The 6,508-nt window shown below is 54.3% G+C and carries 8 protein-coding genes; 7 read left to right on the top strand and 1 reads right to left on the bottom strand.

Going from position 1 to position 6,508, the window contains the following annotated elements; genetic code table 11:
- A partial coding sequence (locus tag AC1EKS_RS04905) for an LPXTG cell wall anchor domain-containing protein (RefSeq protein WP_481009752.1) occupies window positions 1–462 on the top strand: 462 nt, incomplete at its 5' end.
- 353 nt (window positions 463–815) lie between these two features.
- On the top strand, window positions 816–2,165 hold the full coding sequence (mgtE, locus tag AC1EKS_RS04900; protein ID WP_481009753.1) for a magnesium transporter: 1,350 nt from the start codon (window positions 816–818) through the stop codon (window positions 2,163–2,165).
- Window positions 2,166–2,291: 126 nt separating this feature from the next.
- Here the strand turns inward: mgtE and AC1EKS_RS04895 are convergent, their stop codons facing one another.
- Entirely contained in the window at window positions 2,292–3,137 is an 846-nt protein-coding gene (locus AC1EKS_RS04895; RefSeq protein ID WP_481009754.1) for an SIR2 family NAD-dependent protein deacylase, read from the bottom strand.
- A gap of 218 nt (window positions 3,138–3,355) precedes the next feature.
- On the opposite strand from AC1EKS_RS04895, the gene tatA reads away from it, so the two are divergent.
- From tatA to AC1EKS_RS04870, 5 genes are all read left to right on the top strand, one after another.
- Complete coding sequence (gene tatA / locus AC1EKS_RS04890) at window positions 3,356–3,646, top strand: Sec-independent protein translocase subunit TatA (RefSeq protein ID WP_481009755.1); 291 nt, start codon at window positions 3,356–3,358, stop codon at window positions 3,644–3,646.
- Between the two features lie 11 nt (window positions 3,647–3,657).
- Window positions 3,658–4,479, top strand: a complete 822-nt coding sequence (gene tatC, locus AC1EKS_RS04885) for a twin-arginine translocase subunit TatC (protein WP_481009756.1) — start codon at window positions 3,658–3,660, stop codon at window positions 4,477–4,479.
- Between the two features lie 146 nt (window positions 4,480–4,625).
- Window positions 4,626–4,898, top strand: coding sequence for a DUF6457 domain-containing protein (locus AC1EKS_RS04880; protein WP_481009757.1), 273 nt, complete (start codon window positions 4,626–4,628; stop codon window positions 4,896–4,898).
- A gap of 35 nt (window positions 4,899–4,933) precedes the next feature.
- Window positions 4,934–5,965, top strand: coding sequence for a GTP 3',8-cyclase MoaA (gene moaA, locus AC1EKS_RS04875; protein WP_481009758.1), 1,032 nt, complete (start codon window positions 4,934–4,936; stop codon window positions 5,963–5,965).
- Window positions 5,966–5,968: 3 nt separating this feature from the next.
- A complete protein-coding gene (locus AC1EKS_RS04870) occupies window positions 5,969–6,214 on the top strand; it encodes a MoaD/ThiS family protein (RefSeq protein WP_481009759.1) in 246 nt (81 codons plus the stop codon).
- The last annotated feature ends 294 nt before the right edge of the window (window positions 6,215–6,508 follow it).

The raw sequence follows: 6,508 nt of genomic DNA, 5'->3' as shown, positions 1-6,508 counted from the left end.
TGGGAGTTCAAAGGTTGGTTTACGGATGATACCTTCGCTACCCCGTTTGATTTCACGGCACCTATCAATGCTGATGTAACCGTGTACGCGAAATGGGAAGAGGCTGCCGGCGAACCTACCGGTGAACCCACTACTGATCCCACGGGCAACCCCACCGGCGAACCCACCACTGACCCCACGGGCAACCCCACCGGCGAACCCACCACTGACCCCACGGGCAACCCCACCGGCGAACCCACCACTGACCCCACGGGCAACCCCACCGGCGAACCCACCACTGACCCCAGCGGTAAAGCTACTGCTAAACCCAGCGGTAAATCCACTGCCACACCCACCAACCAGCCCAATGAGGTGACACCCGAGGGATCGCCCATTACCGGTGTTAACTCTTCCTGGATCGCGCTTCTAGGGGCTGCGGCTATTACTGCCGGGGGGCTGCTGCTTCTCCGGCGTCGTGCCTAAAGTTTATTAAGCCGAGTAGGCCTGCCCCTGGTTGCCAGGGGCAGGCCAATTTTTTGCGTTAACCCCGTACTGCTGATTCCTTGACCACCTAAACAGCCGGGATTGCAGTGTCACCTTTAGTGGCGGTTGTTGCTCTAGGAGGTTAGAAAAAGATTGCTATTTAATAGATCAATTTCTTGCACCCAGAGTTGGCTAACCGTTTCCCGACTCGTATCATTCATTACCGCACCGATTTAATTTAGAGGTGGTTGCAGACTTGTTCGCCTTGTAGGATGGGTTGGCAGTGCAAGCTCGCAGACCAAGGATGGCCTAGTTTCTCGGGTTTCAACGGCGCGGTAAAGCTGGAGGACGATATGGATTCGAAACTTCTGCAAGTCTTAGAGACAAGACTTCACCAGGCTTTTCAGTCACAAAATTTACAAAAGATTAACCAGATTATTTCTGCAGCACCTGCCCGCGAAATCAAGGTGTTGATGGAAAGATCAAATTTCCATCAACGGGCATTGTTATTTAGGGCTCTTCCCAAGACCACCGCTATCGCCGTTTTTGATTTGCTGGACCCTGCCGTCCAAGCCGACCTGGTCAGTGCGCTACGCGATGATCATGTATCTGCCGTTGTAGAAGCCATGGATCCACATGACCGGGCAGAATTGCTTGACGAATTGCCAGCGTCTGTTGCCACAAAGATTTTGGCTGGCCTCAGCCCCACCGAACGCGATCTTACCGGCATTGTACTGGGGTATCCAGAAAAATCGGTCGGACGAAGAATGAGCCCAAAGTTCGCTACCGTTCACCCCACCGATAGCGCTGAAAAGGCTCTAACCCACCTAACAAAAGTGCTTGATGAAGTAGAAACTATCTACACGGTGCCAGTAACCTCAGCCGAAAAGAAACTTGTAGGCATAGTAAGCCTTAGAGACATCATGCGCGCCGATAAAGCTACCCTCATCAAAGACTTGATGAAACCTGAAGATAGCGTTAGCGCCACTCAACCAGCAGAATATGCGGCTCGGCTGTGCGCAGATCGACAGCGACTCGCCTTACCTGTCGTCGATCAAGAGAATCGGCTGGTCGGCATTCTGCCATTAAGTGACGCCCTAGACATCCTCGAATATGCCAACAACGAGGATCAAGCACGCATCTCCGGCGCAGAACCGCTTAGCAGACCTTACCTAGCCACCCCCATAGCCGACTTTGTTAAGGCCAGAGTCGTGTGGCTTTTAGTGCTAGCTATCGGAGCAACTCTAACTATTCACGTCCTCGAAACATTCGAAACCACTATCGCCCAAATGGTGGTGCTGTCAGTTTTCGTGCCGCTGCTCATCGGCACTGGCGGCAACACCGGGAATCAAGCGGCCACCACTGTCACCCGCGCCATCGCGTTGGGTGACATAAAGAGGGGCGACGGGCTCAGAGTGATCTCCAGAGAAATCCGAGTTGGAGCACTATTGGGCGCCCTCATCGGAACACTCGGATTTGCGCTAACCAGCATTTTTTATGGCCCGCAAATAGGGGCAGTAATCGGGCTGACCTTGCTGTCTATCTGTACCCTAGCTGCCACGGTCGGCGGCTTCATGCCCCTAGTGGCACGCAAGTTCGGTATAGACCCAGCAGTATTCGCCAACCCCTTCATCTCAACGCTACTGGACGCCTCCGGTCTAATCATCTATTTCTTGATCGCAAAAGCAGTTCTAGGAATATAGGAGTCTCTGTCTTCTTTAGGAACCCGGTTTCCGCCGGCAGCCCCACCAAGATGGATAGCGTTATCTACACCAAAGTCCTGCATCCTCGTTCGGGTATTAAGCGGTTATCCCCGGATTCTGAAAACTTTAGTCCAGCAAGATCTCTGCCACTTGGGTTAACACCTGGGAGGCGCCCCCGGACACCCGCACGTCCGCAATAGAATCGGCGGCCGTGGGTCCCCGGTTAATCACCGCTACTTTGGCGCCGGTTCCCCAGGCTTCCCGCAACACCCACAGCCCGGTCAGCACCGCCAGGGAAGTGCCTACTGCCAGCACTACCTCGGCTTCCCGCGCCGCCGCGAAAGAACGATCCATCGCTTCCCCCGGCAGAGATTCCCCGAAAAATACGATTCCCGGTTTGATAATCCCGCCGCAACGGGGACAAGAAAGCAGGTTAAACTGGCAAGCACGCGCCGCCCGCTCATCAGCTGCGGCTAGCACTGCCACATTCTTGGGGTCCGGATCGTCTTTTACATCCGGATTGAGTTTACGTAGCTCCTGGTCAATATGTTCGCGCGAAAACACTGCTCCGCACCCCAGGCACTGTACTTCCTCGAAAGTGCCGTGCAGTAGCTGCACATTCTTACAACCCGCTTTGCGGTCTAAGCCGTCTACGTTTTGGGTGGCGATGCAGTTAATCAGCCCCGCATCCTCTAGCCGGGCTAAAGCGTAGTGCCCCGGGGTGGGCTGTAGCCGCGCCACAGTTTTCCAGGTTTCTTGATTGCGCCGCCACACCCATTTACGCCAATAAAGCTCCCCTAGAAACTGATCCATATCAACGGTGGGCATCCCGGAAGAACCGGTGCCGCGATAATCCGGGATCCCCGCATCGGTGGACATCCCTGCTCCCGCGACCACAATCGTTTTCTTCCCCGCCATCAAATCCGCTATGGCCTGGGCTCCCGCTTTTTCTTCCTCAATGAACTCGCTCACATTTGCCTCCCACTTTCAGACTACCCAGTTTAGAGGGCGAATACCGAGGACGCGCGCCGCCTTAACAAGTTCCGCGTTCTTAGTATTCCTAAGCATTTGTTAGTTAAGCCGACAAGTTTTAGCTATTCTCAATAGGAGTCGCCTATTTGCCGTCTAACCCCGCTACAATTGGGGGAAGATATTTTAGATGCCGTCTGTAAGAAAGGAAGGGCACCACCGTGAGGCCAGTACATATTCTGATTCTGCTCCTGGTGTTAATCATTGTTTTTGGAGCCTCCAAGCTGCCCGACATTGCCCGCAATATCGGAAAATCTGCGAAAGTCCTCAAGTCTGAGCTATCTGACCTCAGCGAAGATGACACCAATAAGCAGGTGACGGCCGGACCTCAAAATCCCCAAATTCCAGCCGCTCCGTCTTCTCCGGCGGCGACGCAGGATAACGTCCAGACTTCCTCTCCTCAAGTGGCTAGCGGGCAGTCCGATACCGCTGACCCGCCGGAAAATAAATAGCCACTGCCCCCATGCCGGGACAAAAAAAGACTAACCCGCAAGCCCGCATGCGGGTGACTGAACATCTTCTGGAACTGCGTAAACGCCTGCTATTAGCGCTGGCCGGTATTTTCGTAGCCGCGATTGGCGGCTGGTTCTTGGTCACCCCTACTCTGAATTGGATGCAAGAACCACTGCAAAAGGTTAGCGGTCAAGCCCCGCAACTAAACTTCCAGACCATTGGCGCCGCCTTTGATCTGCGAATTCAGGTATCCCTCTGGTTGGGGATACTAATTTCCGCGCCCTGGTGGATTTTTCAGATCGGAGCTTTTATTGCTCCCGGGCTTAAACGCAAAGAAAAAATCTATATCACCATTTTTGGCTTAGTCGGGATCTTACTTTTCAGCGGAGGCGCCCTCTCCGGGGTGTGGATAATTCCCAAAGCGGTTTCGATATTGAATTCCTTTACCCCCAATGGCGCAGTAATGCTGCTGCGGGCGGATTCTTATATCACCTTCTTTATGCGCATGGTTCTCGCGTTTGGGCTGTCCTGCCTGATTCCCGAAATCTTGGTGATGCTCAACTTTGTGGGAGTAATGAAAGCCAAAACCATGTTGAAAGGCTGGCGTTGGGCAGTGGTGCTTGCCGCCGTATTCTCGGCGGTGGCAAATCCCCTACCAACCGCCTGGCCGATGATCGTCCAGATGTCGGTGCTGATCGGACTTTACCTGTTGGCGGTAGGAATCTCCGCAATCAACGACTGGATCAGAGCCGGAGGAAGCTTGCGCGGTCGCCTCGGTAAGATTTGGCGAAAACGGAAACATTCCGAAGCTTCTTCCGCTTCTGAGCAATAATATTCGCTTGCTATCTACGCAGATTTTCCCCTCCTACGCCCTCGGAAAACAAAGCTCCTGCAAAGGCTATCTTCCCTGGTATCGTTGAGGTTTAGGATAGAAAAAGCAACCCAAAACCGGTCGCGCGCAATCGAAAGGGGAATCTGATGGCTGGTAACAATAAGAAAGACGACCCAGAAAAGATGGCGCAGATGCATCGCTGGTTAACCGATGTGCGCGAACACCTGCAATTAGAGGACAATCCGCTGGAAACGGTGGAATCAGAGCTACTGTCTTTGATTGGAACGGTAGCGCATGGTCCTTCTCGTCCGGGTGCCCCCTTGACTGCTTTTCTTACCGGTTATGCCTGCGGTAAGGGTGCCGATGCCGAAGAACTTATTTCGCAACTACAGGATTTAGCAGAGAACTGGCGAGACTAGACATTTGCAAACAACACCTAGCCGCAGGAGGGGTAATGCGCGCTGCATCTGAGGCCACAGCACCCTCGCGTCAACTACTTGACCGTTGGGGTCGGGTCGCGAAAGACCTACGCCTATCGGTTACCGACCGCTGCAATTTACGCTGCAGTTACTGCCTACCCGAGGACGCCGACACCTGGATTCCCCGCCAGGAGCTACTAACCCCCCGGGAATTTGGGCGCCTGACCCAAGTGGCGCTGTCACTAGGGATTCGCAAAGTTCGCTTAACCGGGGGCGAACCGCTCTTACGCCCCGATTTAGAGGAAATTATTTGCCAGATTCGCCAGGCATTCACAGAGGCTGATTTGCCTGCCGATATTGCCCTAACGACCAATGCTATCGGTTTAGCTACCCGGATAGATTCCCTGGTAGAGGCAGGTTTAGGGAGAATCAACATTTCTTTAGATACTTTAGATCCCGACCGTTATTTTGCGCTTGCTAAACGCAATCGGTTTTCCGAGGTCGCGGCGGCTCTAGAAAAACTTCCTGCCAGCGGCCTTAGCCCCGTAAAACTTAACTCAGTGATTTTAGATCAACAGTCTTTGGAGGAATTGCCTGATTTAGTGCGCTTCGCACTGCGGCGCGGCTTTCAGTGGCGGGCGATAGAGTTCATGCCGATTGGTCCCCTGGGGGATTCGGCAGCTGGGCGCCCTCACGCCCGCGATATTTTGCAACGCCTGCACGAATGCTTTGCTCTTACCCCGATAGAAACCGATCCGTCTGCTCCCGCGCGGCGCTGGAACGTGGCAGCCGGCACCGATCATCCCGCCGGGATCATCGGAGTTATTGCCTCCGAGTCTTCGCCTTTCTGCGCTACCTGTGACCGCACTCGCCTATCTGCTAACGGCAGGATCTATTCTTGCCTGTTTTCCCTGTCTTTTGTGGATTTGTTAGCTCCTTTACGTCAAGGTGCCTCCAATGAAGAGCTTTCTCAGCTTTGGTTAGACGCGCAAGCAGCCAAACCCGCGGGGCACACCGAAATAGCGGCGGGGCGCAGAACCTATTCCCTTTCTCAGATCGGAGGCTAACGCTTGGTAACCGTACGTTTTTTTGCTGGCGCTGCCCACGCAGCTGGAGTTGATAGCGCGCAGGTTCCCGCAGATGCCCACCAAACCCTGCGGGAAATCGCCCAAGCCGCCAGCAGTAACGATCTGGCACCGATCTTGGAGGTTAGTTCGTTCCTAGTCGATGGTGCCCTTGCCGATGGCGACACCCCCCTCGGTGAATCCGCCGCCAACGGGCAATTGGATGTTCTCCCTCCCTTCGCCGGAGGCTAAACACTGGTCAGACCCGTTCCTAGAGTGCAGGGTCTGGCTCGGTAAAAGCACTCCGGGTTCAGCGCGAGGGAGAAGTTTTTCCTCCCGCCCAAAAAATCGCGAAATGACTTAGCCATTTCGCGATTTTTACGCCCGCCCAGCCTGATCGGATAAAACTTCTCCCCCGCGCTAGGGTTGCAAGCACCGTTTAGCCATGGAGCGCCTAGTATTTCGGGCAGCTCCCCCGCGCAAGGGGTACTTTCGGTTACCGAAAAGGGAGAAATGCACTTAGCGTGCAGGGACGGATCTCTTTCG

It is taken from the genome of Varibaculum sp. C0165D1, assembly GCF_056590355.1.
This window is presented reverse-complemented; position numbering and strand designations above follow the sequence as displayed.

Excerpts from the sequence above, each read along its gene's own strand:
- tatC (WP_481009756.1), top strand. The coding sequence starts at position 3,658 with ATGCCGGGACAAAAAAAGACTAACCCGCAAGCCCGCATGCGGGTGACT.
- AC1EKS_RS04880 (WP_481009757.1), top strand. The coding sequence starts at position 4,626 with ATGGCTGGTAACAATAAGAAAGACGACCCAGAAAAGATGGCGCAGATG.
- moaA (WP_481009758.1), top strand. The coding sequence starts at position 4,934 with ATGCGCGCTGCATCTGAGGCCACAGCACCCTCGCGTCAACTACTTGAC.
- mgtE (WP_481009753.1), top strand. The coding sequence starts at position 816 with ATGGATTCGAAACTTCTGCAAGTCTTAGAGACAAGACTTCACCAGGCT.